Annotated in this window: 15 protein-coding genes, 1 tRNA gene and 1 pseudogene; 4 read left to right on the top strand and 13 right to left on the bottom strand. The window is 64.1% G+C overall.

Annotation, left to right across the window (positions count from 1 at the left end; genetic code table 11):
• Positions 1–211: 211 nt before the first annotated feature.
• Entirely contained in the window at positions 212–1,918 is a 1,707-nt protein-coding gene (locus tag AC0L2F_RS02980; RefSeq protein WP_473247413.1) for an FAD-dependent oxidoreductase, read from the bottom strand.
• 25 nt (positions 1,919–1,943) lie between these two features.
• A complete protein-coding gene (locus AC0L2F_RS02985) occupies positions 1,944–2,168 on the bottom strand; it encodes a hypothetical protein (RefSeq protein WP_473247414.1) in 225 nt (74 codons plus the stop codon).
• Positions 2,169–2,484: 316 nt separating this feature from the next.
• Between AC0L2F_RS02985 and AC0L2F_RS02990 the strand changes: the two genes are divergently transcribed.
• Both AC0L2F_RS02990 and AC0L2F_RS02995 read left to right on the top strand, forming a co-directional pair.
• Positions 2,485–2,559 (top strand) — tRNA-Thr (locus AC0L2F_RS02990).
• A gap of 863 nt (positions 2,560–3,422) precedes the next feature.
• Entirely contained in the window at positions 3,423–4,067 is a 645-nt protein-coding gene (locus AC0L2F_RS02995; RefSeq protein ID WP_473247415.1) for a hypothetical protein, read from the top strand.
• A gap of 169 nt (positions 4,068–4,236) precedes the next feature.
• On the opposite strand, the gene AC0L2F_RS03000 is transcribed toward AC0L2F_RS02995, so the two are convergent.
• Positions 4,237–4,566, bottom strand: a complete 330-nt coding sequence (locus AC0L2F_RS03000; RefSeq protein ID WP_063994167.1) for a hypothetical protein — start codon at positions 4,564–4,566, stop codon at positions 4,237–4,239.
• A gap of 158 nt (positions 4,567–4,724) precedes the next feature.
• Here AC0L2F_RS03000 and AC0L2F_RS03005 point away from each other — a divergent pair, with 158 nt between their 5' ends.
• Complete coding sequence (locus AC0L2F_RS03005) at positions 4,725–5,129, top strand: VOC family protein (protein ID WP_473247416.1); 405 nt, start codon at positions 4,725–4,727, stop codon at positions 5,127–5,129.
• A 185-nt stretch (positions 5,130–5,314) separates the two neighbouring features.
• On the opposite strand, the gene AC0L2F_RS03010 is transcribed toward AC0L2F_RS03005, so the two are convergent.
• From AC0L2F_RS03010 to AC0L2F_RS03025, 4 genes and pseudogenes are all read right to left on the bottom strand, one after another.
• Positions 5,315–5,791, bottom strand: coding sequence for a Crp/Fnr family transcriptional regulator (locus tag AC0L2F_RS03010; RefSeq protein WP_473247417.1), 477 nt, complete (start codon positions 5,789–5,791; stop codon positions 5,315–5,317).
• 189 nt (positions 5,792–5,980) lie between these two features.
• A pseudogene (locus tag AC0L2F_RS03015) lies at positions 5,981–6,609 on the bottom strand (ferric reductase-like transmembrane domain-containing protein).
• An 11-nt stretch (positions 6,610–6,620) separates the two neighbouring features.
• Complete coding sequence (locus AC0L2F_RS03020; RefSeq protein WP_473247418.1) at positions 6,621–7,124, bottom strand: peptidase associated/transthyretin-like domain-containing protein; 504 nt, start codon at positions 7,122–7,124, stop codon at positions 6,621–6,623.
• A 135-nt stretch (positions 7,125–7,259) separates the two neighbouring features.
• On the bottom strand, positions 7,260–7,682 hold the full coding sequence (locus AC0L2F_RS03025) for an MgtC/SapB family protein (protein ID WP_473247419.1): 423 nt from the start codon (positions 7,680–7,682) through the stop codon (positions 7,260–7,262).
• A gap of 235 nt (positions 7,683–7,917) precedes the next feature.
• Here AC0L2F_RS03025 and AC0L2F_RS03030 point away from each other — a divergent pair, with 235 nt between their 5' ends.
• Positions 7,918–8,913: an LLM class flavin-dependent oxidoreductase gene (locus AC0L2F_RS03030; RefSeq protein ID WP_473247420.1), complete on the top strand. Its 996-nt coding sequence runs from the start codon at positions 7,918–7,920 to the stop codon at positions 8,911–8,913.
• A 174-nt stretch (positions 8,914–9,087) separates the two neighbouring features.
• On the opposite strand, the gene AC0L2F_RS03035 is transcribed toward AC0L2F_RS03030, so the two are convergent.
• The 6 genes from AC0L2F_RS03035 to AC0L2F_RS03060 are packed head-to-tail and all read right to left on the bottom strand — an operon-like array spanning position 9,088 to position 13,691.
• Positions 9,088–9,963 (bottom strand): amidohydrolase family protein, encoded by an 876-nt coding sequence (locus AC0L2F_RS03035; protein WP_473247421.1) that lies wholly within the window; start codon positions 9,961–9,963, stop codon positions 9,088–9,090.
• 12 nt (positions 9,964–9,975) lie between these two features.
• Complete coding sequence (locus AC0L2F_RS03040; protein WP_473247422.1) at positions 9,976–10,368, bottom strand: RidA family protein; 393 nt, start codon at positions 10,366–10,368, stop codon at positions 9,976–9,978.
• A 25-nt stretch (positions 10,369–10,393) separates the two neighbouring features.
• The gene (hpaH, locus tag AC0L2F_RS03045) at positions 10,394–11,197 is read right to left on the bottom strand and encodes a 2-oxo-hept-4-ene-1,7-dioate hydratase (RefSeq protein WP_473247423.1); all 804 of its coding nucleotides are present in this window, start codon (positions 11,195–11,197) and stop codon (positions 10,394–10,396) included.
• 3 nt (positions 11,198–11,200) lie between these two features.
• Positions 11,201–12,061 (bottom strand): fumarylacetoacetate hydrolase family protein, encoded by an 861-nt coding sequence (locus AC0L2F_RS03050; protein WP_473247424.1) that lies wholly within the window; start codon positions 12,059–12,061, stop codon positions 11,201–11,203.
• A 43-nt stretch (positions 12,062–12,104) separates the two neighbouring features.
• The gene (locus AC0L2F_RS03055; protein WP_473247425.1) at positions 12,105–12,722 is read right to left on the bottom strand and encodes a flavin reductase family protein; all 618 of its coding nucleotides are present in this window, start codon (positions 12,720–12,722) and stop codon (positions 12,105–12,107) included.
• Positions 12,723–12,725: 3 nt separating this feature from the next.
• Positions 12,726–13,691 (bottom strand): Bug family tripartite tricarboxylate transporter substrate binding protein, encoded by a 966-nt coding sequence (locus AC0L2F_RS03060; RefSeq protein WP_473247426.1) that lies wholly within the window; start codon positions 13,689–13,691, stop codon positions 12,726–12,728.
• Positions 13,692–13,776 lie beyond the last annotated feature (85 nt).

The raw sequence follows: 13,776 nt of genomic DNA on the forward strand, positions 1-13,776 counted from the left end.
TCCTCCCGTTAAGCGTTTTCTTTGTCGATCCTCATGGTGAGGAGGCGCGCGAGCGCCGTCTCGAACCATGAAGGCCCGGCTTTTGCAGCTGGGCCTTCATCCTTCGAGACGCGGCCTTCGGCCGCTCCTCAGGATGAGGGGAGATAGTCACGCATCACCTAGCAAGATGGCAAGCCACTTTCGACTTGCCGTCTGCTTGTCTTGTCCTTGACTAAAGCGCCGGTTTTGCGGCGTCGCCGAGATAGCCGTGCAGGGAGGCCACGACCTGCGCGCCTTCGCCGATGGCGCCGCCGACGCGCTTGACCGAGCCGGAGCGGACGTCGCCGACGGCGTAGACGCCGGGCACCGACGTCTCCAGCGGCGCCACCAGCCGGCCCTGGTTCTGCTCGGACTGCGCGCCCGTCACGACGAAGCCGCCGCGATCGAGCGTCACGCCGCAGCCGTCGAGCCAATTGGTGGCGGGATCGGCGCCGACGAACAGGAAGAGATTGCGGATGTCGGCGAAATCCTCGTCGCTCGAGAGCCGGCTCTTCCAGCGGATGCGCCGCAGCAGCGAGGCCTCGTCGCCTTCGAGCGCCGTGATCTCGGTGTTGAACATCAGTTCGATGTTCGGCGTGGCTTCGATGCGCTCGATGAGATAACGCGACATGCTGGCGCCGAGGCCGCCGCCGCGGATGATCATCAGCACTTTTTTGGCGTGTCCCGAGAGGAACACGGCGGCCTGCCCCGCCGAGTTGCCGGCCCCGACCAGCGCGACCTCCTCGCCGGCGCACAGCTTCGCCTCGACCGGCGAGGCCCAATACCAGACCCCGCGGCCCTCGAACTTGTCGAGGTTCTCGATCTCCGGGCGGCGATAGCGCGCGCCGCTGGCGACCACGACCGCGCGCGAATGCAGCGGGTCGCAGCCGTCGAGCGCCACCGAAAACGCGCCGTCCTTGCGCGTGCAGTCGAGCGACTTCACCGTCACCGGGATCATGATCTCCGCGCCGAACTTTTGCGCCTGGTTGAAGGCGCGCGCGGTCAGGGCCTGGCCGGAAATTCCGGTCGGAAAGCCGAGATAATTTTCGATGCGCGCGCTGGCGCCGGCCTGGCCGCCGAAGGCGCGGGTGTCGAGCACGGCCACCGAGAGGCCTTCGGACGCGGCATACACGGCGGTGGCGAGCCCGGCCGGCCCGGAGCCGACGATCGCGACGTCGTAGATGCGATCGTTGCGGGGGCCGCCGATCATGCCGATCGCGCGCGCAAGCTCGGTTTCGCCGGGATTGCGCAGCACCGCACCATCGGGGGTGACGACCAGCGGCCAGTCTTCCGGTTTGGGCGAATAACGCGCGATGACGTCGGCGGCGTCGCGATCGCGGTCGGGATCGAGCAGATGATGCGGCTGGCCGTTGCGTGTGAGGAAGCCCTGCAGCCGCACCACGCCTGCCGAATGCGACGGACCGATCAGCACGACGCCGCCGACGCCGCCCTGCAGCAGATTGACCCGACGCAGGATCAGCGCGCGCATGATGCGCTCGCCGAGCTCGGCCTCGGCAACCAGCAGCGCGCGCAGCCGCTCCGGCGGCAACAGCAGCGTCTCGACATCGCCTTCGGCGCGGCCGTCCACCAGCGCCGGCCGTCCGGAGAGCTGGCTCAGCTCGGCCAAAAATTGCCCCGGCCCCTGGTCGATCAACGGGGTGACATGGCCAAGGCCGTCGCGCTGGGTTATGGCGACGTGGCCCTTCAGCACGACGAACATGCCCGGCCCGGGCTTCCCGGTTTCGAACAGGAATTCCCCATCGGCATAGTTGCGGACCTCGCCGAAATGTCTGACACGCTCGATCTCGGCTGATGTCAGCGTCGGAAAGGTCTGTTCAGGGCGAGTGAACCGCGACATCTGCGCGTCACTCTCGGGTCGTTGCGATTCGTCCTGCCCCATTGCCACGTCCATGCACTCCAAAATTTTAGTCGCCGGTCTTGCCGGCTATCTTGCCGGCGGGCCCCTCATTTAGGGAATCATCTTCGTTCTGCGAGGGGCCGCCACTTGCGGCCCGTTCGCGCGCCTGCATCTTTCGCCGCTTCAAATTTTCGCGCAGCGCCGATTTGAGCCGGTCGTCGCGGGACGCCCTCGCCTGCCGCGAGTCCTGTCGCGAATCCTGCCGCTCGCTCTTGTCGTTCTCGTCTGCCATCACCGGTCCATTACAGCGATCGGCGATAACATGCCCGAGGAATAAGGCAGCTCAAGAGGCCCGCGCGATCCGATCGTGCGAAAATCGAAATGGATCGAATCCGGCGCGTCGGGCAACTGGCCAGTTGGGTGGGGATATCGGACCCGAATCCGCGGAAAGTCGGCCGTTTCGAGCCAAAACAGGCATTTTGGCCCCGATATCGACCCGATTTTATCGCTTTGGCGGAGCTAGCAAGCTTGCACAGGAGGGGGGCTTGTGGCAGATATCGGCCCGCTTGGTAGGCCCCTCGTGGCGGCCGATTCTTACCCCAGCACATGCTGCCGTAGCTCAGTGGTAGAGCACTCCATTGGTAATGGAGAGGTCGACAGTTCAATCCTGTCTGGCAGCACCATTCCCTCGCTCAAATGACACATGAAGCAGCCTTCTCGCGGCATGAGATGCCCGAGTTTTGCTTCTACCTTGACCCTCTTCCGTGAAGAGGGCGCAGGGAAGACCGGGTGCCGGCTGGCACCCGCGGTCCGCTGCGCGAAAGTGTAGCGCAAAGAGACCGCACAGCAGCATACAGGTGACGCCGAACACTCGGCCTTCCCTGCGCAGTGGGTTGACGGCTTATGCCGCGCTCTCCCCGGCGACGAGTTCCTTTTTGTCACCGTCGCCTTGCGAATTGACGATGGCCGAAGACCCGGTAGAGCCCCGATCCATCTCCGCAAGGCTTGACCGTAGCAACGACGGCCAGGACCACACGATTTTGCCGTACGCAGCGATCCGGCTTCGCCAAGAGGCTTCTCCGGACACGTCCTGCTTCGCCCAAAAGGGCTTCGCAGGGCGTTGGCGCCGTTCGTCCGCACGCTAGACAAGACCTCACGAGGTTCATCTCGCCCTGGTCCCGCCTTCGCGTGCCCGGCACTGCCGCGTCCACCGCACCCCGATCCACGTTCGTTACGACGGACGATCGCCCCTCTCCCTGGACCGGGATGGCGGAGTGATACTGCGATTCCGAATTTCGGTAAAGTGGAATATTTTTATGGAGGGGGATTGACGCGTTTTCGGGCGAGGCGGGTGTTTTGCCCGACGGCCACGAGGGAAAGAAAGCTAAGACGCACATAGTCTTGAGTTAAGGACCCTCGCGGTTCTCGTTCGCTCCCGCATCCCCTACGGCATATTTGACGTTCTCGACGGAGCGGAACTATGATTGCAGAATGGTCGGCTGGGCAGATTTCCCTGCGGAATGAGTCGGCCCCGATCCGGGATCTCATGAAGTTTTATCTTGTCTATAGTGGACCTTTGCCGTCTTCCGGTAACAAGGCAAAGCCCAACGATGTCTTGGCAATTAGGCGGCAACTGAGCCCGCAATTGAAGTACCTGTGGGAGACCAGCCACGCATTGAAGGAATTGTCCGAACAAGCGTGGCTGCCAAACCCAGCTTCGCGAACTGGATTTTCATCGCCTCTCATTCCGGGAGGAATACCTACGCCGGGAATGAGAGGAAGGAGCACCCCGGGTTCGATGATCGACCTGTGCTCCTCTATTGAGGTCGGTCAGAAGAAGTACAGGCCGCTAGTCCGCAGTTCGCTTCATCTCAATTGTAAGCTTGAGATTCTATTTTTGCGCCAAGACGACCCTGGTCAGTTGATTAGACAAGGCGGTGACCTGGACGGACGAATGAAAGCCCTTCTTGACGGGCTGCGGATGCCATCGATTGACGAGCAAGATCGCGCGTACCCGGAAGAAGACGAAATGCATTGCCTGTTGGAGGATGACTCTTTGGTCGCAGCGGTGGACATAGACACCGAGCGGCTACTGTTTCCGAACAGCACCCATCCGCACCAAGTGCACCTCGTCATAGGTGTTTCCATGCGCGTACTCCGTGTCGTTCCGTTCAATACCTGCCTACTCTGAGAGTTCGTAGCAATACTGCCCCGGTTCAAGCTTGCGAGGCGTGTGCGCTACTAATTCCCGACGCGATGAGGTCGTAGGATAGGTAAAGCGAAGCGAAACCCATCGAGGCCCTGGTTGAGAACGAGACATGATGGGTTTCGCAGTGCTCTCCTACGCGCGCTGACTGGATCTACCGCCGACCACGGCGCCATGAGGCCCCGATCAGCCAAAACACGAACCTGACAAACAGGATCGCGGCCGTGATCTGGATCCAAAGGAAACCACCGAGTTCACGTAAAACAATCTCGGCCTGAGCGCCCCAATAACCAGGAAGCGCATCGCCGACAGCTTCAATAGCGTGCGTGCCGGTTCGCAGGGCCCATCGGACCCACTCAGGCTTGTAAAAGAGCGTAGCGCCGAGCAAAATCCAAGTCAGCAAAGCAGTGCTAACTCTGAAGGAGTGCACCTTGGCGTGGTGCTTGAACGCCGCGAGTCTTCCATTTTCTCCGGCTTGAGCCATGTTATTTTCCTATTCGAAGCCTACGGTGCCGGGAAGTTCGTAGGATGAGTAAAGCGAAGCAAAAACCATGGAAGACTTGCTCGATGACGAATGGTGATGGGTTTCGCAAATGCTTTACCCATCCTACGCAAGCTTAAGACTAAGAAAAGGGGAGAGGCATGCTTGGGAACGCGAAGGTGGCAACCCGGCTTCCAGCCAAAGACCTGGATCGGGCGCGAGCGTTCTATTCGGAAAAACTCGGGCTCGAGCCGGTCGAACAGCGCGAGGGTGGACTCCGTTACGTCTGTGCGAATGGCGAGTTTGCGATATTCATCTCGGCCGGACTGCCATTCGGCGCGCACACACAGATGGGCTGGGAAGTCGAGGATATCGAGGCAACGGTGCGCGAGCTTCGCGTGCGGGGAGTCGAGTTCGAGGAATATGACCTACCCGGCTTGAAGACCGTTGATGGGATTGCCGCGATTACCGGGAATTGCCCCAGCAAGGGTGTCGGTGAGCGGGGCGCGTGGTTCCGCGACAGCGAAGGTAACTTGCTGGGAATCGGGCAGCCGATTCGATCTTGACGAGCAGCTGGGTCGCTCGTGTCGTCGACATGCGGATGGCCACCGCCAATGGCCGTCACGCTCGGCCACAGTCATTGCAGCTCGTAGGATGGGTAGAGCGAAGCGATGCCCATCGAGGCCTCGTGCGGTGACGAAAGATGATGGGTTTCGCAAGTGCTCTACCCATCCTCCGCATTATCACTTGATCACTTGTCGCCACCCACCCGATGCCCCGCAAAGCGATCGTCGCTGCGACGCAGCCGCCGGCATAGCTCACGATTGATATTCTGCAGGACGATTACATAGGCGTGGATATCGGCCTTGTAGCAGGCGTAGAGCTTTTGGGCGGTCAGCTCGTAGAGCACCGTCGGACTTTCCGCGATCACCGTGGCGGATCGATTCTGCATTTCGATCAGCGTCATTTCGCCGAAGAAATCGCCGGGCTCCAGAACGGAGATCGGGATGACGCGCCCCGCGTTCGCCCGCTTGCTCACCGCCAGCCGGCCGGACTTGACGATGAACAGCGAGCGTCCGGGTTCGCCCTCCGTCACGACGGTTGCTCCGGTATCAAATCGGCACTCGACCAGCATCGACATCAGGAGGTCGAGACTTTGATCCGGGATACCGCCGAAGAACGGTGTGGCGAGCAGGAATGCTTTCAGGTCGGGGGCGCTGACAGCCATCGCGCGAGGATAAGCCTCGGCGCCATCAGCAGCAAGCAGAGCACACCTTGGCGTTGACGATGCTCAACGCGTGTGAAAGGCGGCGTAGCCCGGATGGAGCGCAGCGTAATCCGGGGCCGGCGGCCGTGGATGCGGTCGTCCCGGATTGCGCTGCGCTCCATCCGGGCTACGAACCCGGACGTGGCCATGTCATTGCCCAGCAACACGCTCGCCGCGCAACGTTCTCGTTCTCCAGAGGTCAACCATCACCTTGACGGTCGCCGCAAGCACGGCTGCGCAAAGCGTCGCCTTCGAGATTGTCTCCATCGTCCCCTCGATCAGCAGGCAATGGGCGACGCTGCCGGCAACGATGACGATCGCGAGGGGGATATGGACGATGCGCCAGGTGCGCAGCCGAGTCCCAATCGTCGGCGGAGCAGCGCCAGAAGCGCGACGGTGAAGATGGCCCACATGGCGGTCACGCCGAAGGGGGAGAACGGCGTCGGCGATGTATAGGTCAGGGCGTCGATCATGTCGGGCGGGCTGGTGATCCAGAGGCCGGCGACGTGGATCACCACCCCCAGGGCAAGCGCGCCGCCGATCCAGTGATGGGCGCGCCGGCCGCGATAGGCCGAAAGACCCGGCAGATATCCGCCGATCAGCAGGGGCTGAACCAGCACGAGACCGAGCGCGATGATCCCGGCGAAGCCGGCGAGGATGTAGACCGGGCCGCGCCATGCGAGCTGCTCGCTTCCGGCAGCGAGCGCGATCGGCACGCCAATGGCCAGGGCAAGGCCGACCCAGATCAGCGGCGCCCGGGCCGATCGCCGCCCTTTCATCTCCAATGGGGTCAGGCCGGCTGCAGGACGAAGTGCGCTTCGAGGCTGGTTTCCTTGGCGCTCCGCATCACCGGCCGGAGGAACACGGTTTTGAAGTCGCCGCTGTCATAGGCGAGATGGCCGTGCGGCTGGCCGAAGATGGGAATGATCTGCGGCATCTCGAGCCGGAACTTGCCGTCCTTGTCGGTGAGCGTGGCGCCATGACTCTGCGGCTCGTGCTCCTGGCCTTCGGTGGTGTGTGCCCAGATCTGGATGCGCTGGCCTGCGAGCGGAGCCCCGTCGCCGGCGCGGCGTACGGTGCCGCTCATCCAGAAACCGCCCTTGCCGATCCGCTCCACGATCGCCGCGCCCTTGCGGTAGTTGTTCGCCCCGCCCGACATCGTCTCGGTCGGCGCGAGGCCGTCCGCGCGGGCAGGCAACAGCAGGCCGGGAACACCGGTTGCCAAGAGCCCGGTTGCGAGGATCGAGCCGCCCGCGGCGAGGAGGCTCCGGCGATTGAGTACGACCGTGGTCATGTCGGTTCCTCCTGGCGAGCGTCCAATGGCTCAGCGAGTGTACAACAACAGGGGCCAGACGCCCAGTTGGGCCGAGGGACGCAACGGGTCGCAATGACGGTGTTGTGAACGGGGTGCAGGCCGCTCCCGCATGCATCAGTGATCGTCGTCTTCCTTGACCAGCGTCAACAAGCGAAGCGTCAGGAACGTGAACACGGCGACCGTCACCGCGACATCGTAAGCGCAGAGCCCGACGGAGACGCCGATGGCGCCGGTGGCCCACAGGCTCGCGGCCGTCGCGGTGCCCTGCACCGAAGTCCCCTGCTTGAGAATCGCGCCTCCGCCGATGAAGCCGATGCCGGTGATGAGGCCCTCGATCACCTTTGCCATCCCGTCAGGCGAATGCACCAGCAGGCTTTCGCTGGCCTGCACGAAGCCGCAGCTTGCCATTGCGACCAGCGGAAAGGTGCGCAAGCCCGCGCTTCGCGCCCGCCTCTCGCGGTCCCAGCCAATGGGAGCGGCGAGCGCGAAGGCCGCAGCCAGCGCAACGACATGAACGCCGATGTTGAATCTGTCCAAAGAAAGCCCCCGAAATGAAAGTCGTCGCCATTGATCAAACCGGCCGGCAACGCCGCAATGGGGCCCCAGGTTTCAGTGCAGGCGGATATGCCGCATGCGTCGGCGGGGCAATGGCTTCGCCTCCGCGTAATGGCGCCGGCGGCGCAGCACCATGATCGTTTCGGCTGGTATTCCCGGGGCCGGCTCCTACATGTCGAGTCTACGTTCCCATCGCACGCGCCATCCGGACCCGCCCATGATCCCCTTCTCCGTGCTCGACCTCGCTCCCATCCGCCAAGGCGGCGACGCGGCGCAGGCGTTTCGCAACTCGCTCGATCTCGCGCAGCACGCGGAAGCGTGGGGCTACAAACGCTTCTGGTTGGCCGAGCATCACAACATGACGGGCATTGCGAGCGCGGCGACGTCGGTGGTGATCGGCCATGTCGCGGGCGGGACAAAGACGATCCGGGTCGGATCCGGCGGGATCATGCTGCCGAACCATTCGCCGCTTGTTATCGCCGAGCAGTTCGGCACGCTGGCCTCGCTTTATCCGGGGCGGATCGATCTTGGGCTCGGCCGCGCGCCCGGCACCGACCAGTTCACCGCACGGGCGCTGCGGCGCGACCTCGCCACCAGCTCCGAGAATTTTCCGCAGGACGTGCTCGAGTTGCAGGCGCTGCTCGGCGATGTGCAGCCGAACCAGGCGATCCGCGCCGTACCGGGCATGGGGACGAAGGTGCCGCTGTGGATCCTGGGCTCCAGCACCTTCGGCGCGCAGCTCGCAGGCATGCTCGGCCTGCCGTTCGCGTTCGCCTCGCATTTCGCGCCGCAAATGATGATGCCGGCGCTGCGGGAGTATCGCGCGCGGTTCGAGCCGTCGGCGCAGCTCGACAAGCCCCATGCGATGGTCGGCGTCAACGTGTTTGCCGCCGACAGCGATGCGGACGCGCTGCGCATGTTTTCCTCGCTGCAGCAGCAGTTCATCAATCTGCGCCGCGGCACGCCCGGCCCGCTGCCGCCGCCGGTCGACGACATGGACGCGCTGTGGTCGCCGGCGGAAAAGGCCATGGTCGGCCAGTCGCTGTCGTGCTCGGCGGTCGGCACGCCTGACATGGTCGAAGCGAAGCTGAAGGCGCTGATCGCCGACACCGGCGCGGACGAACTGATGACCACGGGGCAGATCTACGATCACGCCGCACGGCTGCGCTCGTTCGAGATCGCAGCTGGGGTCAGGGATCGGCTGGCGGGGTGAGTGGGCGCGAATTGTTGCGGCGAGACAGGTGCGCTCCCTCCCCCGCTTGCGGGGGAGGGCTGGGGAGAGGGTGTTTCCGCAATGGGACAATCCCCTAGAGGAGAGAACCCTCACCCCGACCCTCTCCCGCAAGCGGGAGAGGGAGCGCACCGCGCTCGCGGCAGGCCGTGAGCCCTAATTCGGAAAGCCGAACAGCTTGGCCGGATTGTGCACCAAAATCTTCTCCAGCGTCGCCTGATCAGGCGCGTAGCGGTACATCAGCTCCAGCAGATCGGCGTCGTTCGGAGGCTGCTTGACCGAGACCGGATGCGGCCAGTCGCTGGCCCAGACGCAGCGGTCGACGGCTGTCTCGATATAGGCGCGCGCTATCGGGATCACGTCGTCGTAGGGCGGCCCAAGCTTCGAGGTCTTCTCCCCGAGCGACAGCATCACCCAGAAATTGCCCTTGGCAAGCAGCTCGAGCATCTTGCGCAGGTTGGGATCGTTCCTGCCGGCTTCCGGATCGGGACGCGCCATGTGGTCGATCAGCACCGGCACGTCGAGATTCTCGTATTTGGCGACGCTGGAGACGATGCCGTCCTTCTCGGGCTGGATCTTGACGTACCAGCCGAGCTCGCGGATGCGGGCAATGGCGCGGGCGAAATCGGCATCCGACAGCACCGCGCCGAGTTCCTGGCGGAAGCTGAAGCGCGCGCCGCGCACGCCGGCGTCATGCAGCTTGGCGAGATAAGAATCGCTTGCCTCCGCGAACACCAGCGCGTTGGCACAGCCGCGATAGTTCGCGCCCATCGCGGCGAGGCCGTCGAGCACGACGGCATGGTCAGCGCCGTAAGTTGTGGTCTGCACGATGATGCCGCGCTCGATGCCGAGCGTCTTGTGCACGCGCAGCGCCGCTTCCCAGGTCGCCGTCGGCATCCGATAGGCCGCGCCGGGACGCTCCGGATATTTGTCGATGGGGCCGAGCACGTGGAACTGGCTGTCGACGGTTTTGGGCGGCGGCGCCTTGACCGGAGGGCGCGGGTTCGGGTCGAACGGCAGATAGGTCGGCATGCGCAAACTCCTTTAGTCGATCATGGCAGTGAAGTCGCACTGCACCAGCGCGCCGCCGTCCATGTTGTCCATCGGCAGCGCGTGGCGTGCCGGGCGGGCATGCTCGTCCGGAAACATCTTGAGCCACTCGACATTCACGGGTCCGCGCTGCGTACGGTCCTTCAGCCACACCGTCATCTTGATGATGTCGTCCGTTGTGCCGCCGGCGGCCTCTACCGTCGCCTTCATATGCGCGAACATGTTGGCGCATTGCGCCTCCAGGCTCTCGGGCATCGCGCCAGCCGCATCGCGGCCGAGGATGACGCCCGACATCACGAGATTGCCGATGCGGCAGGCGTTCGGAATCGGATTGGCGTGCTTGAAGCTGCCGATATGGATGCTCTTGCGCCGCGTGTGACCGGTCATGATGCGCTCCCTCTTGCTTATTGGTTCAGACGAACTGGCACGACACCGAACCGAACGCGCCGTAGTCGGCATGAAACGTGTCGCCACGGCGGATGTCGACCGGACGCGTGAACGATCCCGCCAGCACCACCTCGCCGGCGGCGAGATGCTCGTCATGCGGCGCGAGGCGGTTGGCGAGCCAGGCGATGCCATTGGCGGGGTGGTTGAGCACGCCGGCGGCCAGCCCGGTTTCTTCGACCTCGCCGTTGCGGAACAACAGCGCGCCGATCCAGCGCATGTCCGCGTCCATCGGACGGAACGGCCGGCCACCCAGCACCAGCGCGGCGTTGGCCGCGTTGTCCGAGATCGTGTCCATGACCTTGCGCGCCTTGCCCGTCTGGGGGTCGACGCGGTGCATGCGCGTCTCCAGAATCTCCAGCGCCGGGGTCACGTAGTCGGTGGCGTTGAGCACGTCGAAGATGGTGCAACCGGGCCCGCGCAGCGGCGCCTTCAGCACGAAGGCAAGCTCGACCTCGATTCGCGGCGCATGGAAGCGGTCGAACGGAATGGGCGTGGCGTCGGCATAGAACATGTCGGCGAACAGCACGCCGTAATCCGGCTCGGAAATGCCGACCGCGTTCTGCATCGCCTTCGAGGTCAGGCCGATCTTGTGGCCCTTGATGACCCGGCCGCGTCCGAGCTGGAGTCTGGTCCAGGCGCGCTGAACGGCGTAGGCATCCTCGATGCTGAAATCGGGATAGTCTTTGGTGAACATCGTGATCAGCGTCTTGGTGCGCTCGGCTTCGTCGAGCCGCGCGGCAAGGCGTTCGATCGTGGCGGCATCCAGCATGGCTCAGCCCTCCGCCGCGACGGTGTTGCGCAGCACGCCGATGCGGCTGGATTCGACCTCGACGACGTCGCCGACTTTCAGCCAGCGCGGCGGGTCGAAGCGGGCGCCCGCCCCGGTCGGCGTGCCCGTCACGATCATGTCGCCGGGCTTGAGAGTGGCGAAGGTCGAGAGATAGGAGATCAGAAAATCGAACGGGAACATCAGCCGTTCGGTGGTGTCCTGCTGCCGCACCTCGCCGTTGACGCGCGTGACGATGTCGTGAGGCCCGCGCGGATCGAGCTCATCCGATGTGACGATCCAGGGACCGATGCTGCCGGAGCGATCGAAGTTCTTGCCCTGCGTGACGTTGAACTTGCCGTGACGCAGCCAGTCGCGGATCGTGCCCTCGTTGCACAGCGTCATGCCGAAGATGTGCGCCCAGGCCTTCTCGCGCGGAATGTGGCGGCCGCCCTGGCCGATCACGATGACGAGCTCGCCTTCGTAGTCGAGCTGGTCGGACACATGAGGCTTCTCCAGCGGCTGACCGGAGCCCGTCATCGAGGACATGCTGCGCACGAACAGGCTGGGATATTTGGGCAGCTCGGAGCTGTCTTTATACTCCGCATTGCGCTCGGCGTAATTGACGCCGATGCACCAGAGCTTTTCGGGCGCCAGCACCGGCGGAAGCAGCACGAGATCGTCGAGTGCGTAGTCCGGCTTTTGTCCGGCGACGGCTTCCTGCGCGTCGGCGAGCGCGTTGGCGGCGATCAGCGACTTCACGTCGGAGAAGTCGCGGCCAATCCGCCGGGTCAGATCGACGACACCGCCTTCGATGGCGGCACCATAGCGCGGCTCTCCGTCCACGAGATAACTCACGAGTCGCATGGTCGTTCTCCAATGGTCTTGAGCCGCGCCCGGGGCAGCGCGCTCAGTCTTTCGATTTGGGAGTCTGGAACACGCCGCGCAGCGTCACGATCTCGCCGAGCCGGGCGTAGCGCGGCCCGCCGATGCGCGCGATCGGATCGAGCGCCGCGGTTTCGACCTTGCCGTCGTTCACGAGGCCGTCGCGGATGTGGAACATCACGACCTCGCCCACGATGAGACGGCTGCGGGCATCGCCGAATTCGAGGCACTGGCGAAAGCGGCATTCCATCGCAACGGGTGCAATGCTGAGCCGCGGCACCTTGATGCGCTCGCTCGCGATCGTCTCCAGGCCAAGCTCCGCGACCTCGCTGATCTCAGGCGGATGCTCGACCGATGAGTCGTGCACGGCCTGAATCAGCGGGGTATCGGCGATGTGGATGACGTATTCCTCGGTGTCGAGAATGTTGTGCGCAGTGTCCTTGTAATCCGCGCCCTTGCGGCCGACGCTGATGGCCAGCATCGGCGGCTTCTGCGAGACGAAGGTGAAGGCGCTGAACGGCGCGAGGTTGAGCACGCCGGAGCGCGACAGGCTCGTCACCCAGGCGATCGGACGCGGCACCACGAGGCCGGTCATCAGCCGGTAGATGCGCTCGGCGCCGAGCTCGGTGGGGTCGATCCGCATCGATCAATCCGCCTTGATGTTGGCCTTGCGGACGATCGGAATCCATTTGGCGTCCTCGCGCGCGAGATAGGCCTTGAATTCGTCGGGCGTCATCGCGACGGCTTCACCGCCGAGCTTCTCGAACTTGTCGACCACGGCGGGGTCCTTCAGGATCGCGGTCAGCGCCTCGTGCAGCTTGTCGATCACGGGCGCCGGCGTGCCTGCCGGTGCGAACAGGCCGGTGAAGGTCTGGCCATCAAAGTCCTTGTAGCCGAGCTCAGTGAAGGTCGGCACGTCGGGCAGCGACTTCAGGCGATGCGGGCTGGTGACGGCCAGCGCCCGGAACAGGCCGGCCTTGATGTGCTGCAGGCTGACCGTGAGCTGGTCGAACGCGAACTGCACCTGCCCGCCCAAGAGATCGTTGACCGCAGGCGCATTGCCGCGATAGTGCGCGGTGACCCATTGCAGATCGAGGCTGGACTGCATCAGCTCGCTGAGCAAATGGTTGGTGGTGCCGGGGCCGGGCGAGGCCATCGTCAGCTTGCCCGGCTCGCGCTTGGCGAGGTCGATGAATTCCTTGAAGGTCGTCGCCTGCACCGACGGATGCACCTCGAGCACCAGCGGCGTCATCGAGATCGTCGTGATCGGCAGGAAGTCCTTCTTCCAATTGTAGACGTCGCGCTTGTTGATTTCGGTCGCGAACAGCACCGGGCCGTTGGCGCCGACGAACAGCGTGTAGCCGTCGGGCGCGGATTTCGCGAAGGCCTCGCCCGCGATCATGCCGCCGGCACCCGCCTTGTTCTCGATGATGAAGGGCTGGCCGAGCTTTTCCTGGAGCTTGTCGGCGATAATGCGCGCGGCGCTGTCGACATTGCCGCTGGCCGGATAGGGCACGATCAGCTTGACGTTGCGCGCCGGCCATTGCTGGCCCGACGCCGGTCCCGTCAACATCGCCGCTGCGGCAGCGATGGCAATCCAGATTAATCTCATGTTAACCTCCCGGCGGCGCTTCCAATTTTACGTCGATTTGCCTGACGTCGTACACGGCATCTCGATTCGGAGCGCAATCTCCAGA

Source organism: Bradyrhizobium sp. Ken64, from assembly GCF_055807555.1.